A 22,102-nucleotide genomic window follows, 5' to 3' on the forward strand; every position below is an offset into this window, starting at 1 on the left:
GAGGACCCATGGCCGACATCGTCTGGCGCGACGACTTCGATGGCCCGGCCGGAGCCGCACCCGACCCGTCGGTCTGGCGTCACGAGACCGGTGCCGGCGGGTGGGGCAACGACGAGCTCCAGCGCTACACCGACTCCCGCGACAACGCCGCCCTCGACGGCGCGGGCCACCTGGTGATCACCGCCCGCCGCGAGCCGGACGGCTCCTTCACCTCCGCCCGCCTCGTCACGCAGGGCCTGCTCGAGGTGCGCCACGGCAGGGTCGAGGCACGCATCCGCGTCCCGAGCGGGCGCGGCGTCTGGCCCGCCTTCTGGATGCTCGGCGCCGCGCTCGGCCCGGTGCCGTGGCCCGACTGCGGCGAGATCGACGTCATGGAGGTCCTGGGCCACGAGCCGCACGTCGTGCACGGCACGGTGCACTGTCCGGGCTACGCCGGTGCGTCCGGCATCACCGCCAGCCACGCGCACGACGCCTCGCTCGCGGACGCGTTCCACGTGTACGCCGTCGACTGGGCGCCCGGACGGATCACGTGGTCGGTGGACGGCACCTCCTACCACCAGGTCACCCGCGACGGCGTCGGGGCGGACCGCTGGGTCTTCGACCGGCCGTTCTTCCTCCTGCTCAACGTCGCCGTCGGCGGCGGCTGGCCCGGTGCCCCCGACGGGTCGACCGCGTTCCCGCAGCAGATGGTCGTCGACCACGTCCGGGTCCACGGCCGTCCCTGAGAGACCCCTCAGCGGATCACCTCGCCGAGGTGCACGGTCGCGCCGCTGCGCCCGAACATCGGCACCTTCCGCCCGGCGGGCTCGGTCCACATGAGCTGGTCGCCCGGCGTCGGGCCGGCTCCCACGACCCACGACGAGGTCCCCTCGGACAGCCGCAGCAGCCGCCCCCGGTCGAAGTCGTAGACGTAGGCGCCGCCGGTCGCCCGGTCGTACGCCATCAGGCTGAGGAAGTCCCCGCCGCCGACCAGCAGACCCCCCTCGACGCCGTTGTCCTGGACCGTGACGACCTGCTCGCCGTCGGTGGTGACGACCTGCACCCGGTCGTCGCGGACGCCGTCGTCGTAGGTGCCGCAGTACTGCGACATCGCGATCCGCCCGCCCTCGGCGTCGAAGCCGAGGAGGTTGCACCGCTCCCCGAGGCGCGGGTCGAAGGAGGTCACCTCGCCGGTGCCGAGGTCCTGGACGTGGACGTCGCCGGCGGCACCGTTGGAGGAGTCGGTCCACACCAGGAGGTCGTCGTCGAAGTCGAACGACCCCACCTGCTTTCCCTCGTCGCGCACGTCGGCCGGGTCGGTGAGCGACATCGACCACAGCTGCCGCACGTCGCCCTCGGCGTCGGCGTCGTCGGCCTCGCCGTCGGGACCCATGGGCCAGCCGCCCTCGGGGACGTCCCCCGGGTCGGTGACGAGCGCGGTGTAGGCCCGGCCGTCGGGGCCGATCGACACGTGGGACGGGCTGTCGGAGGCCGGCAGGCCCGGCCACGAGATCGTGCGCCACGTGCGCGTGCCGCGGTCGAAGACGTCGAGGGCGGGCCGGCGCAGCAGGCCGTCGCCCGCGGCCGCCTCGTACCGCATCAGCACGAGGCGCTCGGTGCCGAGCTCGACCGCCCACCACTGCTCGTCGGGGGCGGGCGGCTGGGGCAGCCAGTCCTCCTCCCCGGTCGCCGGGTCCATCAGGGCCAGGCGCTGCTCGGGGCGCGTCATCGTCTGGCCCTGGCGGAACAGCACCAGGCCGTCGTCGGTGACGCCGTCGAAGTAGTCGCCGTTGTCGGACTCGAGGTCGTCGTTGGTGTACGACGCCAGCTCGCGGTAGTCGGTGCCCTCGGCGGCCGGCCGCGCCTCGGCCAGCCGGATCGTCGGCCCGTCCGGGCGCGGGACGCCGGCGGCGGCCAGGTCGGCCGGCGCCGGGTTCCACCAGGACATCGACGCCACCCCGATCGCGCCCGCGGCGAGGGCCGTGCCGCCGACGGTCGCGGCGCGGCGCAGCCGCACGCGGCGCCGACCGGCCCGCAGCACCTGGGCCAGGTCGCCCGACTCGTGCGGCGGCCGGTCGGTCGCCTCGCGCAGCACGTCACGCAGCTCGTTCACCATGAGACCGCTCCCTCGGTCGGCTCGCCGGACGGCGAGTCCTCGAACGTGGACCGGAGCGAGAACAGCGCGCGCGAGGTCTGGCTCTTCACCGTGCCCTCCGTGCAGCCCAGCAGCGCGGCGGTGTCGGCGACGGTGAGGTCCTCGAAGTACCGCAGCACCACGCACGCGCGCTGGCGCGGCGGCAGCCCCGCGAGCGCGGCCATCAGCGCCTCCCGCGTCACCACGGCGTGCGCGACGTCCTCGTCCGAGGCGAGCGTGAGGTCCGCCTCGGTCGGGGTCTCGGTGCTGGACCGCCGCCGCACGTGGTCGAGGTAGGCGCTGACGACGGCCTTGCGGGCGTACGCCGCCTCGCCGCCGCGACGCACCAGCCGCGGCCACCGGACGTACACCCGGACCAGGCCCTCCTGCACGAAGTCCGACGCCTGGTCCCAGTCGCCGCACAGCAGGTACGCCGTGCGCCGCAGCCGGTCGCGAACGGATGCGGCGAACTCGACGAACGCCGCCTCGTCACGCACTGTTCTGCTCCATGCCTGTCCGAACGCAGTGAGGTGGGCACGAGGTTGCACGCGACAGCGTCATCGCCCCCAGATGGTGCGGTACGGCGTGCTGCAGTCGACGTCGAGGTCGATCGTCTCGACCGAGTTGAGGTGGTAGATCCGGTATCGGTCGCAGGCCGTGCGGATGAACTCGTACTTCCGGATCAGCGAGCGCTCGATCGGGCGGGTGCCCAGCTCGCTCCACGTGTTGATGTAGGTCGCCTCGACGAACCAGGTCGGCGGGTTGGTGCCGGTGAGCACCCGGCGGAGGTCGTCGAGGTCGGGGTCCAGCGTGCGCATCGGCAGTGACCAGAGGAAGGGGTACGGCGACCCGGCGCGGCTGGCCCACTGGATGTCGGCGCGGCCGCCGTAGACGAGCACCCGGTCCCCGGGGCGCGCGGCGGCCGCGATCGCCTGCCCGGTACGCACCTCCACCGGCACCCGTCCGGCGGCCCACGACCCGGTCCAGGCGACGAGGGAGACGACGCTCGAGACGACGAGCAGCGCGACCGTGCCCGCGACGACCCGGCGCCGGGCGAGCCGGAGGTGGTCGTGGGCGGCGAGGGCGGCGAGCGCGAGGGACAGGGGCGGCACGAGCACGAACAGGTAGGGCAGCCAGAAGCTCCCGCTGAGCGCCACGCCCAGCAGGTCCACGCCCACCATCGCCAGGACCGCCACGACCGGCACCGCGTCGTGCCGCAGGAGGGTCGGCACCCGGGCCAGGAAGCAGGCGAGCACGAGCAGCATCCCGACCCCGACGAACACCGCCAGCAGGAGCCCGATGCGGCTCTGTGCCCCCTCCGCGCTCTGCGACGCGATGACGCGGCTGGCGTCGGACCGGAAGGACACCGAGGCGTACCAGAGGGTGTCCAGCCGGGACCCCGACGCGAGCGTCCACCCGAGGACCGCCGCGACCGGTACGGCGCCACCGGCGGCGGCGGCGAGCGCGAACCGGCCGGCCGTGCGCCACGGCAGGTGGCGGGCGAGCGCGGACCCGGCCAGCAGCACCACGCCGAAGACGATCCCGCCGAGGATGCTCTGCTTGAGGCCGAGCGCCAGGACGGCGAGCGCGCCGGCCCAGAAGGCGTCGACGGCGGCGAGTCGTCGTACGGCCCGCAGGGCGAGCCAGCAGGAGGCCAGCACCAGCGGGATCCCGAGGATCTCGCCCTTCGCGGCGACCGGGTCGATCTGGGCGTTGCCGACCATCGCCGCGGTCCCGACGGCGACCCACCCGGCGAGCCGGCGCACGGCCAGCGGGTCGAGCACCCCGGCGCGGACGGCCACCTCACGGGTCGCGGCCGCCGCGGCCAGCACCAGCAGGGCGCAGGCGAGCGCACCGACCAGGCGGTGGGTGTAGGCGCCGCCGACCCAGTCGGTGGCCCGCACCAGCCAGATCACCGGCGGCGGCCGGTCGACCCAGTAGCGGCCGTAGAGCGAGTCGGGCTCAGGGTCCAGGGCACGCGCGACGAGCAGGAAGCCCGCCTCGTCCGGCCGGAGCGGCCACAGCAGCCCGGGGAACCGCGCGACGAAGGCGGCGAGCGCGGCCAGCCACACCGTGCGCCCCCAGCCCACCGCGTCCCCGCGCGCCCCGGCCCCCATGGCGACACCCTCTCAGAGCACCCACCGGCCGCCCGTAGGATGAGGTCGTGGAGATCCCCGAGAAGTTCGCTGCGCTGGGCCTCACCTACGACGACGTGCTGCTGCTGCCGGGCGAGTCCGACCTCGCCCCGAGCGACATCGACACCACGACGCGCCTCACGCGCGAGATCTCGATCCGCGTGCCGCTGATCAGCGCGGCGATGGACACCGTGACCGAGTCGCGAATGGCGATCGCCATGGCGCGCGAGGGCGGCATCGGCGTGCTCCACCGCAACCTCTCGATCGAGGACCAGGCCCGCCAGGTCGACCTGGTGAAGCGCACCCAGACCGGCATCATCTCCAACCCGGTGACCATCGGGCCCGACGCGACGCTCGAGGAGCTCGACCGCCTCTGCGGCGAGTACCGCGTCTCCGGCCTCCCGGTGGTCGACCTCGACAACCGCCTCCTCGGCATCATCACCAACCGCGACCTGCGCTTCACGCCGGTCGCCGAGTGGGCCACCACCAAGGTCGACGAGGTGATGACGAGCGAGGGCCTGATCACCGGTCCGGTCGGCATCTCGCGCGACGAGGCCACCTCCCTGCTGCGCGCCCACAAGCGCGAGCGGCTGCCGCTGGTCGACGAGGAGGGCCGCCTGGGCGGCCTCATCACCGTCAAGGACTTCGTCAAGGGCGAGCAGTTCCCGCACGCGTCGTACGACGCCGACGGTCGGCTGCTCGTCGGCGCCGCCATCGGCTACTTCGGCGACGCCTGGGAGCGCGCCACCACGCTCGTCGACGCCGGCGTCGACGTGCTGGTCGCCGACACCGCGCACGGCCACGTCCACCTGCTGCTCGACATGGTCCGGCGCCTCAAGTCCGACCCGGCCACCCGTCACGTGCAGGTCATCGGCGGCAACGTGGCGACCCGCGAGGGCGCCCAGGCGTTCGTCGACGCCGGTGCCGACGCGGTCAAGGTCGGCGTGGGGCCGGGCTCCATCTGCACCACCCGGGTGGTCACGGGCGTCGGCGTGCCGCAGGTGACCGCGGTCTACGAGGCCTCGCTCGCCACGAAGCCGGCCGGCGTCCCGCTGATCGCCGACGGCGGCATGAAGCACTCCGGCGAGATCGCCAAGGCGCTCGTCGCCGGTGCCGACGCGGTGATGGTCGGCTCGATGCTCGCCGGCTGCGAGGAGTCTCCCGGCGAGGTCGTCTTCGTCAACGGCAAGCAGTTCAAGTCCTACCGCGGGATGGGCTCGCTCGGTGCGATGAGCAGCCGCGGCAAGAAGTCCTACTCCAAGGACCGCTACTTCCAGGCCGAGGTCGCCAGCGACGACAAGATCGTGCCGGAGGGCATCGAGGGCCAGGTCGCCTACCGCGGTCCGCTCTCCGCCGTCGCCCACCAGCTCGTCGGCGGCCTCAACCAGTCGATGTTCTACGTCGGCGCCCGCACCATCCCCGAGCTGCAGGAGAAGGGCCGGTTCGTGCGGATCACCTCCGCCTCGCTCAAGGAGAGCCACCCCCACGGCGTGCAGATGACCGTCGAGGCCCCCAACTACAGCGGCTCCTGACCTGCTACTTACGTCTCTTCCCCAACCCGGCGGTAACGCCTACGTTGACGAGAGTCAGGGGATCGGGCCCCGCGACGGTGTGATCCATCGGCACGAGGTGCTCGGTCCCGATTTCTCTCGGGAGGAGCGCTTCAGTGCGCAGAAACATCCTGGTCGCGACCGGCTGTGCCGGTCTGCTGGCCGTCGTCACCCCAGCCCTGTCCACCGCCGCACCATCCGGTGACGACAGCGTCACGCCGTCGCAGCAGACGGCACTCGACCTGGGCTTCCAGGTCGCGCCGAAGGAGGAGGACGCCGCCTCGCTGACGGCGAAGGCCAACCCCAACCCCTACCTCGCGAACCTGCCGTCGATCACCGACGCCAACTACTTCGCCTGGAACAAGCTGATGCACGCCAAGGCGGAGCAGCGCGCGGACTCCAAGCGGCTCGCGGCCAACCGCCGTGCGGCCCTCGGCGCCGGCCGCACGGGCGTGTCGTCGCGGGCGGTGCTGACGCCGTTCGTCCACGACGAGGAGGAGCCCGACGGCCTCGCCGGCTCCAACGACTCGCACCTCGACGCCGAGCCGATCCCGGAGTTCGGGACCGCGGCGGCGAGGATGCCCGCCGTGCGGATCCTCGGCAGCCTGGCCGCCCCGCCGACCACCACCGTGCGCACCGTCACCACGACCGAGGACCAGGGTGCGATCCCGCTGGCCACGGCGACCGGGATCACCGGGAGCGGCTCGACGGTCACCAACTCGGTGCTGGGTGACGGTCCGCACGGCCCGGCGCCGGCGGGTGACGGCACCAACGACTTCGACTTCTACGCCGTCGACGTCGCCGCGGGCCTCACCCTGACGGCCAACACCGAGGGCAGCGCCACCACCACCGACACCATCCTCGTGGTCTACGCCGCCGACGGCACGCCCGTGGCAGCCGACGACGACAGCGGCACGGGCCTCCTCAGCAGCCTGAGCTTCAAGCCCGAGACGGCCGGCACCTACTACGTCATGGTCGGCGGCTACGCCCTCGACCCGCTGCCCGGCGACCCGTTCGACTCCGGCAGCGGCGCCGGTGGCGCCGACACCGGCAACTACCGCCTCTCGCTCGCCACCCAGGAGCTCGACGCGGACTTCTACTCGGTGCGACTGCGTCCCGGTGACACCATCGGCTCGACCGGCACCGGTTCTGCGACCGGCCTGACGGTCCGCACGCCGTCCGGCGAGGAGCGCGTGGGCGGCATCGGGACCGACGCCACCTTCCTCTACCCGCCGACGTCCCCGCTGCCCGGCGGCGGCAACACCGCGATCGCGTACGTCGCGGAGGAGGCGGGCTGGTACTCCGTGCAGGTGTCCGGCGGCACCGGCGCCTACGACGTCCTGGTCGAGGGCTACCGCCCCGGCACCCAGGGCGACCGCGGCCGCCGGCAGACCGTGCTGCTCGACTTCGCGCCGGGCCGGGTCAACACCGGCACCTGGGGCGGGCCCGGTCAGCGCAACGTGTCGCCGTTCGCGGCCTTCGTGCCCCAGTGGGGCATCGCCCGCGCCGACGCCCGCAAGGTCGAGAACCGCATCCTGAACCAGGTGCGGCGCAACATTCAGGCCGAGCTCTCGGGCACCAACCCGGCGGTCAACGTCGACGTGCTCAACGCCCGGACCAACCCGGAGCTGATCGGCCAGGAGAACGTCTCGCGCATCTACATCGCGGGCACGATCGCCGAGACCGGCATCAGCACCATCGGCATCGCGCAGTACATCGACCCGGGCAACTTCGGCCACCAGGACGAGGCCATCGTGCTGCTCGACGTGCTGAGCGCGCCCGCCGGTCCGGCGTCCTCGCTCAACACCTACCTGAACGCCACCAGTGACCGGATCGCGTTCGTGTCGAACGCGGTGGCCAACGTGACCGCCCACGAGATCGGGCACACGATCGGCAACTACCACACCGACAACGCCGACGAGATCCACAACATGATGGACTCCGGCGGCGCCAACTTCGGCCAGAACCTGTACGGCGTCGGGCCGGACAACGTCGGCGGCACCGCCGACGACGAGAACATCGAGTTCGTCACCGACACCTACTCGCCCGCCGAGGGCTTCACGGGACTGGAGGACACCGAGAACGTCTCGTCGTGGGCCTACGCGGGCCGCTGACCTGACACGCGACGCGGCCACCCCTCGCCGGGGGTGGCCGCGTCGTCGTACGTCCGGCAGCGTGCGGTCAGGGCGTGAAGCCGCCCCGCGTCGGCGAGGTGTCGCCGCTGAGCGCCGACGCGGGTCGGGTCAGCAGGCGGGCGTGCGGGGCCCGGCCGGGGTCGACGGACACCACGAAGACACCACCGTTGCGCCGGGTGACCAGGCCCGGGGATCGCGTCGGGTCGCCGACGGACCTCGGCCCGGGCGCCAGGCGCGAGCGCTGCCCGTCGACGGCGGCGCGCAGGCGCAGGGTCCCGGCCCGGTCGACGGCCGCGACCACGAGACGGCCGGCGACCTCGCTGACGGCAGGGGAGGAGTAGGGCGACCAGTCGCCGCCGAGGGCGCTCGGCCGGCTCCAGCGGCGCCCCCGCAGCGTGCGGACGGTGAGCCGGCCGTCGGTGCCGACCTGGTGCAGCCGGGTGGTGCCTGTCGACACGGAGAGGGCGGGCGTCGAGGTGACGGAACCGGCGGGACCGGACAGTCGGACCAGCCGGCCGTTCTCCAGCCACTTCGCGTACGTCGCCCCGCCGGCGCCCACGGCCACCAGCCACGTGCGACCGGTGGCGTCCGCACCGAGCACCGGTGCGGTGTGGGTCGCCCACGCGCCGGGACCGCCGACGCGCACGGGCCGGCTCCACCGACCCCGCTCGGTGAAGCGCCGGGTGACCAGGGTGCCCACCGTCGACACGGCGGCAACCACGGGCCGGCCGGTGCGGGAGAGCGCGAGCGCGGGGCTCGACGTCGGGGCGGCCGTGCCGATCGCCCGCAGCGCGAACCGGGCGCCACGGGTCGTGCCGGCCAGGACCGTCCTGGTGCGGGTGGTCGCGGCGACCCACGGTCGACCGCGGCGGTCCAGCGTCAGCGCCGGTGCCACCACCGGCGAGAAGGCGCCGCGGGGGCCCACCACGCGCGCCCGGCGACCCGGGTGCGCGACGCGCAGGGTGCCGCCGTCGTCGACCCGGGCGGTCCACGACTCGCCCAGGCCGTCCGGCACGGAGACCACCGGGCGGTCCGAGCCGACCAGCGGGGACGGGGCGACGTCGTCGAGGTGGAGGTAGCGGAAGTCGCCGACCGGGACGGTCCGGGTGCCGTAACCGCCCGGGAGCGAGTGGTTGTACTCCTCGATCGTCACCGTGCCCGGTCCGATCGCGCTGACCCAGGCGACGTGGCCGACCCGGCCCGCGTCGGTCTGCGCCACCGCGCCGATGGCCGGGACGGAGTCGACCCGGTAGCCGAGGGCGCGGGCGGCGTCGTCCCAGTGCTCGGCGTTGCCCCAGTGCTGGCCGCCGAAGGAGTTGCTGAAGCCGGCCATCCGGTTGCGCTCCTGCATGCGCCACGCCACGAAGCTCGTGCAGTTGCGCCACACGAAGCCCCACGGGTCGCCGAGGGAGCCGTTGACCGACCACACCCACTTCGCGCACGTCGGCCGCGGGCCGCGCGGGTCGTAGAGGTGGCCGCTGACCGGGTCGAGCACCGGCTCGGGGGGCGGCGGAGGGGTCGCGACGGCAGGGTCGGGCTGCGCGCCGGCCTTGCCGCCGTCCTCGCCGCCGTCCGCGCCGCCCTGCTGGGGCGCCGGCGACGGGGTGGGCGTCGGGGCGGGCGTCGGCACCGGCTCCACGACCGGTTCCTGCGGCACGATCGGGCACTGGCCCTGCCAGGCCCACGGGTAGTCGTCCTCGGCGTGCGCGGCAGGCGCGGTGAGGCCGAGCAGGCCGCCGGCCACGCAGACGGACGCGAGCGTGCGTGCGATCATTCGCTGCGGCCGCGTGGCGGGCCGCTTCCCCAGGTTCCCCACGGGTGCCACGGTAGGAACGGCGCCGGGGCCGCGTGGTGTCTTTGCCAACATGTGCACCACCTGTTGCCGAGGCGCCGGCGTGTCGGGACGGCACCTGTCCTCGGCGGGCGGCGGCTGCCACGATGGAGCGTGACCTCCGCCAAGATCGCCATCGTCGGTGCCGGCGCCGTCGGCTCGACCCTCGCCTACGCGTGCCTCGTGCGCGGCGTCGCCACCACCGTCGCCCTCCACGACGTCGACGCCGCCAAGGTGCGCGCCGAGGAGCTCGACCTGCGTCAGGGCCTGCAGTTCCTGCCGACCGCCCACGTCGAGGGCTCGGCCGACGTGTCGGTCTGCGCGGGGGCGCAGGTCGTCGCGGTGACTGCGGGTGCCAAGCAGCAGCCCGGGCAGACCAGGCTCGACCTCGCCGCCTCCACCACGAGCATGCTCCGCTCCCTCATGCCCGCGCTCGTCGAGGCGGCGCCCGACGCACGCTTCGTGATGGTCACCAACCCCGTCGACGTGGTGACCTACGCCGCCCAGAAGCTGACCGGGCTCGGCACCGAGCAGCTCTTCGGCTCCGGCACCGTGCTCGACTCGGCGCGGCTGCGCGGGCTGGTCGCCGCCCGCTGCGGCGTGGCGGTGCAGAACGTCCACGCCTACGTGGTCGGCGAGCACGGCGACAGCGAGATCCCGCTGTGGAGCAGTGCGAGCATCGGCGGCGTGCCGGTCACCGAGCTGCTGCCCACCGACGAGCGGGACGCGATGGCCGCCGAGGTCGTGGGCGCCGCCTACGAGATCATCAAGGGCAAGGGTGCCACCAACTACGCGATCGGCGTCTCCGGCAGCCGGATCATCGAGGCGGTGCTGCGCGACGAGAAGCGGGTGCTGCCGGTCTCCACCCTCCTCGACGACTACCACGGCATCGGCGACGTCTGCCTCTCCGTGCCGACGGTCGTCGGCGCGGACGGGGCCGAGCGCCGCCTCGAGGTGCCGATGAGCGACACGGAGCTCGCCGGGCTGCGCGCCAGCGCCGACCGGATCCGCACCACCGCCCGCGACCTCGGCTTCTGACCCGGCGCCGATAGGCTCTCGACCATGACCGAGATCGAGATCGGGCGCGCCAAGCGCGGCCGTCGGGCGTACTCCTTCGACGACATCGCGATCGTGCCCTCACGGCGCACCCGCGACCCCGAGGAGGTCAGCACCGCCTGGCAGATCGACGCCTACCGCTTCGACATCCCGGTGGTGGCGGCGCCGATGGACTCGGTCATGTCGCCGTCCACCGCGATCGCGCTCGGCCAGATGGGCGGGCTCGGCGTGCTGAACCTCGAGGGCCTCTGGACCCGGTACGACGACCCGACCGGCCTGCTGGAGGAGGTCGCCGGGCTCACCGGCGCCGAGGCGACCCGCCGGATGCAGGAGATCTACACCGAGCCGATCAAGCCCGAGCTGATCACCGCCCGGCTCAAGGAGATGCGTGCGGCCGGGGTCACGGTCGCCGGCTCGCTCTCCCCCCAGCGCACCAAGGACCACGTCAAGGCGGTCGTCGACGCCGGCGTCGACATGTTCGTCATCCGCGGCACGACCGTGAGCGCCGAGCACGTCAGCACCCAGTCCGAGCCGCTGAACCTCAAGGAGTTCATCTACGAGCTCGACGTCCCCGTGATCGTCGGCGGCTGCGCGACCTACCAGGCCGCCCTCCACCTCATGCGCACCGGCGCGGCCGGCGTGCTCGTCGGCTTCGGTGGCGGAGCGGCCCACACGACCCGCACCGTGCTGGGCGTCGCCGTACCCATGGCCAGTGCCGTCGCCGACGTCGCCGCCGCCCGCCGCGACTACCTCGACGAGTCCGGCGGGCGCTACGTCCACGTGATCGCCGACGGCTCCATCGGCAGCTCCGGCGACATCGCCAAGGCGATCGCCTGCGGCGCCGACGCGGTGATGATCGGCTCGCCCCTGGCCCGCGCCACCGAGGCCCCGGGGCGCGGCTTCCACTGGGGCAGCGAGGCCACGCACTCCGAGCTGCCGCGCGGCGAGCGCGTCGAGTTCGCGCCCGTCGGCACGCTGCACGAGATCATGTTCGGCCCCTCCACCGTCGCCGACGGCACCATGAACCTCGTCGGCGCGCTCCGTCGCGCGATGGCCACCACCGGCTACACCGAGGTCAAGGAGTTCCAGCGCATCGAGGTCGTCGTCCAGCACTGAGCCGCGCGGTCGTCGGCCGCTTCGCCCGGCTGGGAGGATGGCCCCATGACGCTTGCCAGGGCCCTCGACGCCGACCAGCGGGCTGACGCCCTCCAGCAGCTCGGCTCCGGCGAGCTCGACGTCCTCGTCGTCGGCGGCGGGATCGTGGGCGCGGGCGCCGCGCTGGACGCGGTGACCCGGGGCCTGAAGGTCGGCCTGGTCGAGCAGCGCGACCTCGCCTCCGGCACGTCCTCGCGCTCCTCCAAGCTGGTCCACGGTGGCCTGCGCTACCTCGAGATGCTCGACTTCGCGCTGGTCAAGGAGGCGCTGGAGGAGCGCGGCCTGCTGCTCACCCGGCTCGCGCCCCACCTCGTCCGCCCCGTGCCGTTCCTCTACCCGCTCCAGCACGCGTGGGAGCGGCCCTACGTCGGCGCGGGCATCGCCCTCTACGACGGCATGGCGATGACCGGCAAGTTCGACATGGGCGTGCCCAAGCACAAGCACGTCTTCCGCAAGCAGCTCGCCCGCATGGCCCCCGACATCAGGACCGACGGCCTGCACGGCGCGATCCGCTACTACGACTGCCAGGTCGACGACGCCCGCCTGGTGATGACCATCGCCCGCACGGCCGCCAACAACGGGGCCCACGTCGCCACCCGCACCAAGGTCACCGGGTTCCTGCGCGAGGGCGACCGGGTCGTGGGTGTCAACGCGCGCGACCTCGAGGGCCAGCGCGACCTCGAGATCCGCGCGCGCGTGGTCATCAACGCCGCCGGGGTGTGGACCGACGAGGTCCAGGAGCTGGTCGGCGGCGAGGCGCAGCTCGACGTCGACGCCAGCAAGGGCATCCACGTCGTGGTGCCGCGCGATCGGATCAGGTCGGAGTGCGGCTTCATCACCAAGACCGAGAAGTCGGTCCTGTTCGTGATCCCGTGGGGCCAGTTCTGGATCATCGGCACCACCGACACGCCCTGGGACCTCGACCTCGCCCACCCCGCGGCCAGCCGGACCGACATCGACTACCTCCTCGGCCACGTCAACCAGCTGCTCAAGGACCCGCTCGACCACCGCGACGTCGTCGGCGTGTACGCCGGCCTCCGCCCGCTGCTCAAGGCGGTGAAGAAGCAGGGCGAGAACAACGGCGGGGAGACCACCAAGCTCTCCCGTGAGCACACCGTCGCCAACCCCGTGCCCGGCCTCGTGCTGGTCGCCGGCGGCAAGCTGACGACGTACCGGGTCATGGCGAAGGACGCGGTCGACCACGCGCTCCGCGACGTGGAGCACGCGCCGGCCTCCATCACCGACCGGGTGCCGCTGATGGGGGCATGGGGCTTCGAGGCGCGCACCAACCAGCGGGTCGCGCTGAGCCGCTCGTCCGGCCTCGACATCGGAGTGGTCGACCACCTGCTCGGCCGCTACGGCGGCCTCGTCGACGAGGTGCTCGCGCTGATCCACCGGCGCCCCGAGCTCGGCGAGCCGCTGCCCGGCGCCGAGCACTACCTGCGTGCCGAGGTGCTCTACGCCGTCACCCACGAGGGCGCCCGCCACCTCGACGACGTCCTGGCCAGGCGCACGCGCGTGTCGATCGAGACCCCCGACCGCGGCATCACCGCGGCGCGCCCCGCCGCCGAGCTGATGGCCGAGGCGCTCGGGTGGGACGACGCGCAGCGCGACGACGAGGTCGACCACTACCTGCGCCGGGTCGAGGCCGAGCGCCAGAGCCAGCTGATGCCGACCGACCAGGAGGCCGACGAGGCGAGGGTGAAGGCCCCGGACATCGTCCAGGCGTGAGGGCCCTCGCCCACGGGGTTGGACAAATCCGGCCCGAATGTCGAATGCTGGGATGAAGTGACCAACCGGTAGCAACGGCGGTGACGGCGACCTACGCTGCGAGGATGAGCGAGCAGACCCCCACCTCCGGTCCCGTCACCGACGGACCCGCGGACCCCGAGCACGACGCCACGGCCACCTACGGCCTCGACCGCTCGTACGTCGCCGGGCTGACGCGGCGCGTGGTCAGCACGACCGGTGAGACGCACGCCGTGTCGTCCCCGATCGGCGGCACCCCGCTCGCGCACGTCCCCCAGTCGGGCCCGGCCGACGTGGCCGAGGCGTTCGCGCGGGCCCGTCGTGCGCAGTCCGCCTGGGCCGCGACCCCGCTCGACGAGCGCGCCGCCGCGCTGCTCCGCCTCCACGACCTGCTGCTCGACCGCCAGGACGAGCTCATCGACCTCGTCGTCTGGGAGTCCGGCAAGGCGCGCAAGGACGCCTACCTCGAGGTCGCCCACGTCGCGCTGACCGCGCGCTACTACGCTCGCACCGCCCACGAGCACCTCGACACCCAGCGGGTCGGCGGCATGTTCCCGGTCCTCACCCGGGCCGAGGTCCACCGGGTGCCCAAGGGCGTCGTCGGGATCATCTCGCCGTGGAACTACCCGCTCACCATGGCGCTGTGCGACGGGCTCCCCGCCCTCCTCGCCGGCAACGCGGTCGTCGCCAAGCCCGACGCGCAGACGATGCTCACCGCGCTGCTCGCGGCCCAGCTGCTCGACGAGGCGGGCTTCCCGCCCGAGCTCTGGCAGGTGGTCGCCGGTCCCGGGCCCGAGGTCGGTGGCGCCATCGTCGCGCACGCCGACTACGTCTGCTTCACCGGCTCGACGGCCACCGGCCGCACGATCGCCCGCGGCTGCGCCGACCGCCTGATCGGCTGCTCCCTCGAGCTGGGCGGGAAGAACCCGATGCTCGTCCTGCGCGACGCCGACGTGCACCGCGCGGCGGAGGGCGCCGTACGAGCCGTGTTCTCCAACGCTGGCCAGCTCTGCGTGTCGATGGAGCGCCTATTCATCGCCGACCAGGTCTACGACCGGTTCGTCGACGCGTTCGTCTCGCGCACGCAGGCCATGACGCTGGGGGCGAGCCACGACTGGTCGGTCGACATGGGCTCGCTCATCTCGCAGGCGCAGCTCGACACGGTCACCGCGCACGTCGAGGACGCCGTGGCGAAGGGTGCGACCGTGCTGACGGGCGGCAAGCACCGCCCCGACCTCGGCCCGTTCGTCTTCGAGCCGACGATCCTCGAGGGCGTCTCGGCCGACATGGAGTGCTTCGGCAAGGAGACCTTCGGTCCGGTCGTCTCGCTCTACCGCTTCCACAGCGAGGACGAGGCCGTCGAGCGCGCCAACGACGGCCAGTACGGCCTCAACGCCTCGATCTACACCCGCGACGCGGCACGCGGGCGCGCCCTCGCCCGCCGCGTCCGGTGCGGCACGGTCAACGTCAACGAGGCCTACGGCGCCACGTTCGGCTCGCTCGGCGCCCCGATGGGCGGCATGCGCGAGTCGGGCATGGGCCGACGGCAGGGCGCGGAGGGCATCCACCGCTACACCGAGGCGCAGTCGGTCGCGACCCAGCGCCTGGTGCCGATCGCCCCGATGTTCGGGATGTCGGAGGAGACCAACGCGAAGGTGCTCACCGCCTCGCTGCGGCTGCTCAACAAGCTCGGCCGGGCCTGACATGGGCACCCACTACGACGTGCTGGTCATCGGCTCCGGCTTCGGTGGCTCGGTGTCGGCGCTGCGCCTGACCGAGAAGGGCTACACCGTGGGAGTGCTCGAGGCGGGCGCACGCTTCGATGACGGCGACTTCCCGGCGACGTCGTTCGACGCCAAGCGGTGGCTGTTCGCGCCGGCCGCGGGCATGTACGGCATCCAGCGCATCGACATGGTCAAGGACTGCGTGATCCTCGCCGGGGCCGGCGTCGGCGGTGGGTCGCTCGTCTACGCCAACACCCTCTACGAGCCGCTCGACGCGTTCTACCGCGACCCGTCGTGGGCCCGGATCACCGACTGGAAGAGCGAGCTCGCGCCCTACTACGACCAGGCCAAGCGGATGCTCGGCGTCGTCCAGAACCCGCTCCACACGCCGTCCGACGAGGTGATGAAGCAGGTCGCCGAGGACATGGGCGTCGGCGACACCTTCCACCCCACGCCCGTCGGGGTCTTCTTCGGCGGTCCCGACGCGCAGGGCGGTGAGCGGGTCGAGGACCCCTTCTTCGGGGGTGTCGGCCCGGCCCGCAACGCCTGCCTCAACTGTGGCGAGTGCATGACCGGGTGCCGTCACAACGCCAAGAACACCCTGGTCAAGAACTACCTCCACCTCGCCGAGCAGGCCGGCGCGGTCGTCCACCCGCTCACCACCGTCACGCGCGTGCGACCCCGCGCCGGCGGCGGCTACGAGGTGACCGCGCGCTGGACCAAGGCCAAGCTGTCGCGCCGCACGGCCACGAAGACCTTCACCGCCGACCAGGTCGTGTTCTCCGCGGCGGCGCTCGGCACGCAGAAGCTGCTCCACCAGCTCAAGGGCGAGGGCGACCTGCCCCACGTCAGCGACCGGCTCGGCGTGCTGACCCGCACCAACTCCGAGGCGATCCTCGGCGCCGTGGCGGGGGACCGGTCCGTCGACTACACCCGCGGCGTGGCGATCACCTCCTCCTTCCACCCCGACGACGTCACCCACGTCGAGCCGGTCCGCTACGGCAAGGGCTCCAACGCGATGGCGCTGCTGCAGACCGTGCTGGCCGACGACGTGCCCGGCACCTCGCGGGTCCGCACGTGGCTGCGCGAGCTGTGGGGCCAGCGGCGCGCGGCGCTCAGCCTCTACGACCTCAAGCACTGGTCCGAGCGCGCGGTCATCGCGCTGGTGATGCAGACGCTCGACAACTCGATCACCACCGTCGGCGTGCGCGGCCGGTTCGGGTGGCGGATGACCAGCAAGCAGGGACACGGCGCGCCCAACCCGACGTACATCCCCATCGCGTACGACGCGGTGCGCCGCGTCGCAGCCCACATCGGCGGCGTCCCGGGCGGCACGATCGGTGAGCCGTTCAACCGGCCGATGACCGCCCACTTCATCGGCGGCTGCACGATCGGCGACTCCCCGGAGACCGGCGTCGTCGACCCGTGGCAGCGCCTCTACGGCCACGAGGGCCTGCACGTCGTGGACGGGTCCGCCATCTCGGCCAACCTCGGCGTGAACCCGTCGCTGACGATCACCGCCCAGGCCGAGCGGGCCATGGCCTTCTGGCCCAACAAGGGGGAGGCCGACCCGCGGCCGGCGCTGGGCTCGGCCTACCGCCGGCTGGCCCCGGTCGAGCCGAAGAACCCGGTCGTGCCCGACGCTGCGCCCGGCGCGCTCCGGCTGCCGATCGTCGAGGTCGGCTGACCCGCGAAATTCACCCCCACGGGCCGTAACCACCCCCCACAGGGTTCGTTGGGCCGGGTGAGGGGTCCGGCAGTCATGCTCCCTCCCAAGGGTCGGGCTCCTCTTTCTCGGACGCTGCTCGCAGCGGCTGGGATGTCCAAGCATCAGGGCCCGGTCAACCCTCCCTCCCCGACCGGGCCCTGGTGCGTTTCCGGGGTCGAAGCGCTCGATAGACTCCGCTCGTGACGCAGCCTGCAGAGCACGACCTGGTCCTCGTCGTCGACTTCGGCGCGCAGTACGCCCAGCTGATCGCGCGGCGCGTGCGCGAGGCGCGGGTCTACTCCGAGATCGTGCCGCACACGATGCCGGTCGCGGACATGCTGGCGCGCAACCCGAAGGCGATCATCCTGTCCGGTGGCCCCTCGAGCGTGTACGCCGAGGGCGCGCCCGGCATCGACGACCACGTCTTCACGGCCGGGGTGCCGGTCTTCGGCATGTGCTACGGCTTCCAGCTGATGGCGGCCGGGATGGGGGGCGAGGTCGCCCACACCGGCGCCCGGGAGTACGGCCGCACGCCGGTCACCGTCTCCGAGCCGGGCACCCTCCTCCAGGGGATCCCCGCCGAGCACCGCGTGTGGATGTCCCACGGCGACTCCGTCGCCAAGGCCCCGGAGGGCTTCACGGTCCTCGCCTCGACCGAGGACACCCCGGTCGCGGCGTTCGAGGACGTGGGGCGCGGCCTCGCCGGCGTGCAGTGGCACCCCGAGGTGCTGCACTCCGAGCACGGGCAGAAGGTGCTCGAGCACTTCCTGCACCACATCGCCGGTGCCCGCCAGACCTGGACGATGCTCAACATCGCCGAGGAGCAGATCGAGCGGGTGCGCGACCAGATCGGTGACAGCGGCCTGGCCATCTGTGGGCTGTCGGGCGGCGTCGACTCCGCGGTCGCGGCCGCCATCGTGCAGCGCGCGATCGGCGACCGGCTGCACTGCGTCTTCGTCGACCACGGCCTGCTGCGCGAGGGCGAGGCCGAGCAGGTCGAGCGCGACTTCGTCGCCGCGACGGGCGTGAACCTCCACGTCTACGACGCCCGCGACACCTTCCTCGCCGCGCTGTCCGGGGTGAGCGACCCGGAGGAGAAGCGCAAGATCATCGGGCGCGAGTTCATCCGCGCCTTCGAGGCCGCCGAGGTCGAGGTGCTGGGCGAGGCAGCCGACCAGGGCGAGAAGGTCGGCTTCCTGGTGCAGGGCACGCTCTACCCCGACGTCGTGGAGTCCGGCGGTGGTGCCGGCACCTCCAACATCAAGTCGCACCACAACGTCGGCGGCCTGCCGGAGGACCTCGAGTTCGAGCTCGTGGAGCCGCTGCGCACGCTCTTCAAGGACGAGGTGCGCCTCGTCGGCGAGCAGCTCGGCCTGCCGGCCGAGATGGTGTGGCGCCAGCCGTTCCCCGGCCCGGGCCTCGGCATCCGGATCATCGGCGAGGTGACCGCGGACCGGCTCGACATCCTGCGCCGCGCCGACGCCATCGCGCGCCAGGAGCTCACCCGTGCCGGGCTGGACCGCGACATCTGGCAGATGCCGGTGGTGCTGCTCGCCGACGTCCGCTCCGTCGGCGTCCAGGGCGACGGGCGGACCTACGGCCACCCCGTCGTGATCCGTCCGGTCACCTCCGAGGACGCGATGACCGCCGACTGGGCGCGGCTGCCGTACGACGTGATGGAGCGGATCTCGACCCGCATCACCAACGAGGTGGCCGAGGTCAACCGGGTCACCCTCGACATCACCTCGAAGCCGCCGGGCACGATCGAGTGGGAGTGAGCACCCACGACCTGCTGCTCGCCAAGTTCGAGGCGGCTGCCTCGAGCGCGGCAGCGGCACGGCCCGAGGTCGACCCCGAGACCGCGCGCGAGCTCATGCGCGAGGCCGCGACCATGCTGCACGACAGCCTGGCGCTCGACGCGTTGTCCGACGCGGACGCCGCGGTCGTCGTACGTCGCCTCGCTGCCGACCTGACCGACGTCGACCCCGCGGCCGCGCTGAGGGCCAGCTCGGTCGCCGCGACCGAGGACCCGTCGGGGCTGGAGGAGCCGGACGTGGTCGCCCGGACCTACCTCGTGTGCGCGACGGTCCTCGGGCTCTGAGCCGCTAGCCGGACGACCCGAGCTCGAGCTCCTCGATGCGGGCACGGAGGCTGCTCTCGGCCTGGCGCCACAGCGTCGCCGAGTGCGCGTGCAGGTGGTGCACACCCGTGCCCGGACGCGCGCGGTCGCGGAAGAGCTCCTGGGCCAGGGCGCGCGCGGCGAAGTCGTCGGCGATGCTCCCCAGCACGCTGACCCACGGCGCTCGTTCGACCTGGACCCCTGTCATGGTCCGAGGGTGCGCCGAGGCCGCGGGAGAATGTGCGGTCGTGCCGTGGATCTGCCCGATTTTGGGCGGTCACAGCAGGCCGGTGGCCCTGAAGATGCGGTCGTAGATGTCGCGCACGATGGGCTCCTTGATGGCGTTGTAGCGCATCCCGAAGCCGAGCGCGCCGTGGTCGTCGCCCGTCGCCTCCATGCTCGCGAGCGCGGATCGCTTGGCGGCGGCGTACGTCTCCCGGTCCTCCGGGTGGTCGACCAGCCAGTCGCGGAACAGCCGGTGCCGGACCATCTCGGGGCAGTCCGGACCGAAGACGTGCACGTGCACGCGCGGCTCGGCCAGGAGCTTGAACAGCCGGTGCTGGTGCCAGTCGGGCTCGGTGAGCCAGTGCACGAGGCCGATCGACTCCAGCGCCGGGGCGTACGCCGCCTCGTCCACGGGGTCGGCAACGGCGACGTCGACGTCGATGATCGGCTTCGCCGGGAGACCCGGCACCGACGTCGAGCCGATGTGCTGGATGGCGAGGAGCCGCTCGCCCAGCACCGAGGAGATCTGGCGCTCGAGCTCGGCGTAGCGCTGCGACCAGGTCGGGTCGTGCTCGACGATTCGCATGACGTAGCCGGTCGGGTGGGCGCCGACGTGGACCACCTCGCCGGCGTCGTGGTGGCGGACGATCTCCTCGGGCGACGGCACGTGCAGATCACACCACAGGTGCCGTCCCGGTGCGGCGTCCCGTCAGGAGGTGCGCCGCGCCAGGGTCTCGCGCGGGTTCTCGCCGAACATCCGGCGGTACTCGGAGGCGAAGCGACCGGGGTTGAAGAAGCCGAAGCGGGTGGCCGCCTCGCCCACCGTCGGCTCCGAGCCGTCGGTCAGGACCTGGTGCACCAGGTCGAGCCGGACCTGCTTGAGGTAGTCGCTGGGCGTGCAGTCGAGGTGCCGGCGGAAGGCGTACTGCAGCGCGCGCGGCGTGACCGCGCACTCGCGCGCGAGGTCGGACATCGAGAGGTCGTCGTGGGCGCGGTCGTCGATCACGTGCTGGGCGCGCCGCACGGTGGCGTGGGTGGCGTCGCGTGTGTCGGCCGCGCGGCTCGCCTGCCCGCGGACGATGTTGTTGTCGAAGGTGGTGAGCAAGGTGTGCGCGAGGAGCCGGGACAGCTCTGCGTCCGCCATCCCGTGGTCGTCCACGTCGGGGAGGGCATCGAGCTGGTCGACGACGGCGCGCCACTGGGCGGCGGCGGCGCGCGAGCGCGGCACGAAGCTGGAGAAGCTCACGTCGGCAGCGGTCCTGTCCGGGTCGAGGTCGGCGATCGCGGCCGTCAACGCCTCGACGGTGATGCTGGTGTTCCGCACGTCATAGCCGTTGCCGCCCCCGGTGAACGGCATGCCCCACCCGGAGGCCAGCACCGTGCTGCCGCGGCGTGCACGGTCGTTGATGGACCTGCGCGTGTACTCCACCTCGCCGGCCAGCACGTCGACGACCACCAGGGTCGGCATGGCCTCCGCGTCGAACCTGACCGGCGACTCGATGCGCAGCCGGTCGAAGGCCACCGCGCCGCGGGTACGCCGGTGGTGGCGGACGGTGCCCATCTCGCCGTTCAGGCCGAGCGACGTGCCGTACGACGTGTCGAGCCACTCACGCGCGTCGTCGCCGTCGCCCTCGAAGTCGAAGCCGTCGACCGGGCGACCTCGGGAGACCCTGTGGGGCACGAGCACCTCGCAAAGGGAGAGTGCGGACGACCCGACGTCTTGAGTCTCCGTCGACTGTAACCCAGATCGGGGCATCTGCCCTCGTTCGCGACCGCAAACGGTCAGCGGGCCCGAGGCCGCCGATGGTCGAACGTGCGCCGCGACAGCCAGGTGTGGTTCAGGCGCGACGCCGGTCACCGTGGGTCATCGGCTGGGCGTGGCACGACGCCTGGCTACGCCTTTGCGCCCGTGGCGTGGCTGTGGCCCCGCCGTCGTGGGGACTGGCGGGGTGTGGGGCGGGGTCATGGTCGCCCGGGTGGCGGGGCCGCGTCGATCGGGCTGGTGCCGGTGTGGTCGCGTCGGTAGTGGTGGCCGTGCGGGCTGGTCCACTCGAACACCCCGGGTGTGAGCATCCGGTAGTGCCAGGCGGTGTGGGTCTTCAACCGGTGATGGCTGCGGCACAGGCACGCCAGGTTCGATGTCGCCGTTGGGCCGGGTTGTGGTCGGCCCTCGGCGTCGGCGTGGTGGTCGTACTTCACGATGTGGTCGACGTCGGCTCGTCTGGCGGGTCGACTGCACCACGGGAACACGCACGTGCGATCGCGCAGGATCACCTGTTCGCGGATCCGGTCGGGGATGGCGTAGCCGGGTGCGGTCTGCTCGGCGTTGAGGTCGATGACGGGCTTGATGGTCACCTTGGTGTGGGTGTCGCCGCACCAGGCCTGCACCTGGTCGAGCAGGACCAGCCGCTGGCCCTCCTCCATCCAGCCCGTCGGACCGAACACCGTCGTGTCGCTGATCGTTGCTGCGTCGAAGTGGGCGTGGATCACCACCTCGCGGGCGGCCGGCAGGTTGCCCGAGCGGTCCGGTGCCGGACCCCCGGTCAGGAGGTCGAGGGCGGTCTGGGTGCGGGCCAGGTCACCCAGCGCCTTGGCCCGGCGC

The 22,102-nt window shown here is 72.9% G+C and carries 17 protein-coding genes and 1 pseudogene; 10 read left to right on the forward strand and 8 right to left on the reverse strand.

From position 1 onward, the window contains the following. Positions 1 to 8 precede the first annotated feature (8 nt). Positions 9 to 725 carry a glycoside hydrolase family 16 protein gene (locus Q9S36_RS47035; RefSeq protein ID WP_311291625.1) on the forward strand — a complete coding sequence of 239 codons (717 nt, stop codon included), beginning with the start codon at positions 9 to 11 and terminating at the stop codon, positions 723 to 725. Between the two features lie 8 nt (positions 726 to 733). Here the strand turns inward: Q9S36_RS47035 and Q9S36_RS47040 are convergent, their stop codons facing one another. Genes Q9S36_RS47040 through Q9S36_RS47050 form a run of 3 tightly spaced genes read right to left on the reverse strand, consistent with a single transcriptional unit; the run spans position 734 to position 4,230 of the window. Further along, complete coding sequence (locus Q9S36_RS47040; protein WP_311291626.1) at positions 734 to 2,095, reverse strand: hypothetical protein; 1,362 nt, start codon at positions 2,093 to 2,095, stop codon at positions 734 to 736. Continuing rightward, entirely contained in the window at positions 2,089 to 2,610 is a 522-nt protein-coding gene (locus tag Q9S36_RS47045; RefSeq protein WP_311291627.1) for a SigE family RNA polymerase sigma factor, read from the reverse strand. The genes Q9S36_RS47040 and Q9S36_RS47045 overlap by 7 nt, the downstream gene beginning before the upstream one ends. A gap of 60 nt (positions 2,611 to 2,670) precedes the next feature. Continuing rightward, positions 2,671 to 4,230, reverse strand: coding sequence for a hypothetical protein (locus Q9S36_RS47050; protein WP_311291628.1), 1,560 nt, complete (start codon positions 4,228 to 4,230; stop codon positions 2,671 to 2,673). Positions 4,231 to 4,277: 47 nt separating this feature from the next. Here Q9S36_RS47050 and guaB point away from each other — a divergent pair, with 47 nt between their 5' ends. Further along, the gene (gene guaB / locus Q9S36_RS47055; RefSeq protein WP_311291629.1) at positions 4,278 to 5,780 is read left to right on the forward strand and encodes an IMP dehydrogenase; all 1,503 of its coding nucleotides are present in this window, start codon (positions 4,278 to 4,280) and stop codon (positions 5,778 to 5,780) included. A 134-nt stretch (positions 5,781 to 5,914) separates the two neighbouring features. Further along, complete coding sequence (locus Q9S36_RS47060) at positions 5,915 to 7,912, forward strand: pre-peptidase C-terminal domain-containing protein (protein ID WP_311291630.1); 1,998 nt, start codon at positions 5,915 to 5,917, stop codon at positions 7,910 to 7,912. 67 nt (positions 7,913 to 7,979) lie between these two features. On the opposite strand, the gene Q9S36_RS47065 is transcribed toward Q9S36_RS47060, so the two are convergent. Further along, positions 7,980 to 9,749, reverse strand: a complete 1,770-nt coding sequence (locus Q9S36_RS47065; protein WP_311291631.1) for a CHAP domain-containing protein — start codon at positions 9,747 to 9,749, stop codon at positions 7,980 to 7,982. Positions 9,750 to 9,878: 129 nt separating this feature from the next. Between Q9S36_RS47065 and Q9S36_RS47070 the strand changes: the two genes are divergently transcribed. The 7 genes from Q9S36_RS47070 to Q9S36_RS47100 all read left to right on the forward strand — a co-directional run bounded on the left by Q9S36_RS47070 (position 9,879) and on the right by Q9S36_RS47100 (position 19,257). Then, positions 9,879 to 10,802, forward strand: coding sequence for an L-lactate dehydrogenase (locus Q9S36_RS47070; RefSeq protein ID WP_311291632.1), 924 nt, complete (start codon positions 9,879 to 9,881; stop codon positions 10,800 to 10,802). 24 nt (positions 10,803 to 10,826) lie between these two features. After that, complete coding sequence (locus tag Q9S36_RS47075) at positions 10,827 to 11,936, forward strand: GuaB3 family IMP dehydrogenase-related protein (protein WP_311291633.1); 1,110 nt, start codon at positions 10,827 to 10,829, stop codon at positions 11,934 to 11,936. Positions 11,937 to 11,981: 45 nt separating this feature from the next. Then, positions 11,982 to 13,706: a glycerol-3-phosphate dehydrogenase/oxidase gene (locus Q9S36_RS47080; protein ID WP_311291634.1), complete on the forward strand. Its 1,725-nt coding sequence runs from the start codon at positions 11,982 to 11,984 to the stop codon at positions 13,704 to 13,706. A 104-nt stretch (positions 13,707 to 13,810) separates the two neighbouring features. Further along, positions 13,811 to 15,427, forward strand: a complete 1,617-nt coding sequence (locus tag Q9S36_RS47085) for a succinic semialdehyde dehydrogenase (RefSeq protein ID WP_311291636.1) — start codon at positions 13,811 to 13,813, stop codon at positions 15,425 to 15,427. A 1-nt stretch (position 15,428) separates the two neighbouring features. Further along, positions 15,429 to 17,135, forward strand: coding sequence for a GMC family oxidoreductase (locus tag Q9S36_RS47090; protein ID WP_311291637.1), 1,707 nt, complete (start codon positions 15,429 to 15,431; stop codon positions 17,133 to 17,135). Positions 17,136 to 17,356: 221 nt separating this feature from the next. Continuing rightward, a complete protein-coding gene (guaA, locus tag Q9S36_RS47095) occupies positions 17,357 to 18,934 on the forward strand; it encodes a glutamine-hydrolyzing GMP synthase (protein WP_311291638.1) in 1,578 nt (525 codons plus the stop codon). Then, positions 18,931 to 19,257 carry a hypothetical protein gene (locus Q9S36_RS47100; RefSeq protein ID WP_311291639.1) on the forward strand — a complete coding sequence of 109 codons (327 nt, stop codon included), beginning with the start codon at positions 18,931 to 18,933 and terminating at the stop codon, positions 19,255 to 19,257. The genes guaA and Q9S36_RS47100 overlap by 4 nt, the downstream gene beginning before the upstream one ends. Positions 19,258 to 19,261: 4 nt before the next feature. Here Q9S36_RS47100 and Q9S36_RS47105 read toward each other — a convergent pair whose 3' ends face one another. The 4 genes and pseudogenes from Q9S36_RS47105 to Q9S36_RS47120 all read right to left on the reverse strand — a co-directional run. Continuing rightward, the gene (locus Q9S36_RS47105) at positions 19,262 to 19,483 is read right to left on the reverse strand and encodes a hypothetical protein (protein ID WP_311291640.1); all 222 of its coding nucleotides are present in this window, start codon (positions 19,481 to 19,483) and stop codon (positions 19,262 to 19,264) included. Positions 19,484 to 19,552: 69 nt separating this feature from the next. Beyond that, the gene (locus Q9S36_RS47110) at positions 19,553 to 20,167 is read right to left on the reverse strand and encodes a GrpB family protein (RefSeq protein ID WP_311291641.1); all 615 of its coding nucleotides are present in this window, start codon (positions 20,165 to 20,167) and stop codon (positions 19,553 to 19,555) included. 42 nt (positions 20,168 to 20,209) lie between these two features. Then, the gene (locus Q9S36_RS47115) at positions 20,210 to 21,181 is read right to left on the reverse strand and encodes a helix-turn-helix domain-containing protein (RefSeq protein WP_311291642.1); all 972 of its coding nucleotides are present in this window, start codon (positions 21,179 to 21,181) and stop codon (positions 20,210 to 20,212) included. Positions 21,182 to 21,462: 281 nt separating this feature from the next. Then, positions 21,463 to 22,102 (reverse strand): annotated as a pseudogene (locus Q9S36_RS47120) (HNH endonuclease signature motif containing protein); the annotation flags it as partial.

It is taken from the genome of Microbacterium sp. ARD31, assembly GCF_031844425.1.

Excerpts from the sequence above, each read along its gene's own strand:
- Q9S36_RS47085 (WP_311291636.1), top strand. The coding sequence starts at position 13,811 with ATGAGCGAGCAGACCCCCACCTCCGGTCCCGTCACCGACGGACCCGCG.
- Q9S36_RS47105 (WP_311291640.1), bottom strand. The coding sequence starts at position 19,483 with ATGACAGGGGTCCAGGTCGAACGAGCGCCGTGGGTCAGCGTGCTGGGG.
- Q9S36_RS47050 (WP_311291628.1), bottom strand. The coding sequence starts at position 4,230 with ATGGGGGCCGGGGCGCGCGGGGACGCGGTGGGCTGGGGGCGCACGGTG.
- Q9S36_RS47080 (WP_311291634.1), top strand. The coding sequence starts at position 11,982 with ATGACGCTTGCCAGGGCCCTCGACGCCGACCAGCGGGCTGACGCCCTC.
- Q9S36_RS47090 (WP_311291637.1), top strand. The coding sequence starts at position 15,429 with ATGGGCACCCACTACGACGTGCTGGTCATCGGCTCCGGCTTCGGTGGC.
- Q9S36_RS47075 (WP_311291633.1), top strand. The coding sequence starts at position 10,827 with ATGACCGAGATCGAGATCGGGCGCGCCAAGCGCGGCCGTCGGGCGTAC.
- Q9S36_RS47035 (WP_311291625.1), top strand. The coding sequence starts at position 9 with ATGGCCGACATCGTCTGGCGCGACGACTTCGATGGCCCGGCCGGAGCC.
- Q9S36_RS47040 (WP_311291626.1), bottom strand. The coding sequence starts at position 2,095 with ATGGTGAACGAGCTGCGTGACGTGCTGCGCGAGGCGACCGACCGGCCG.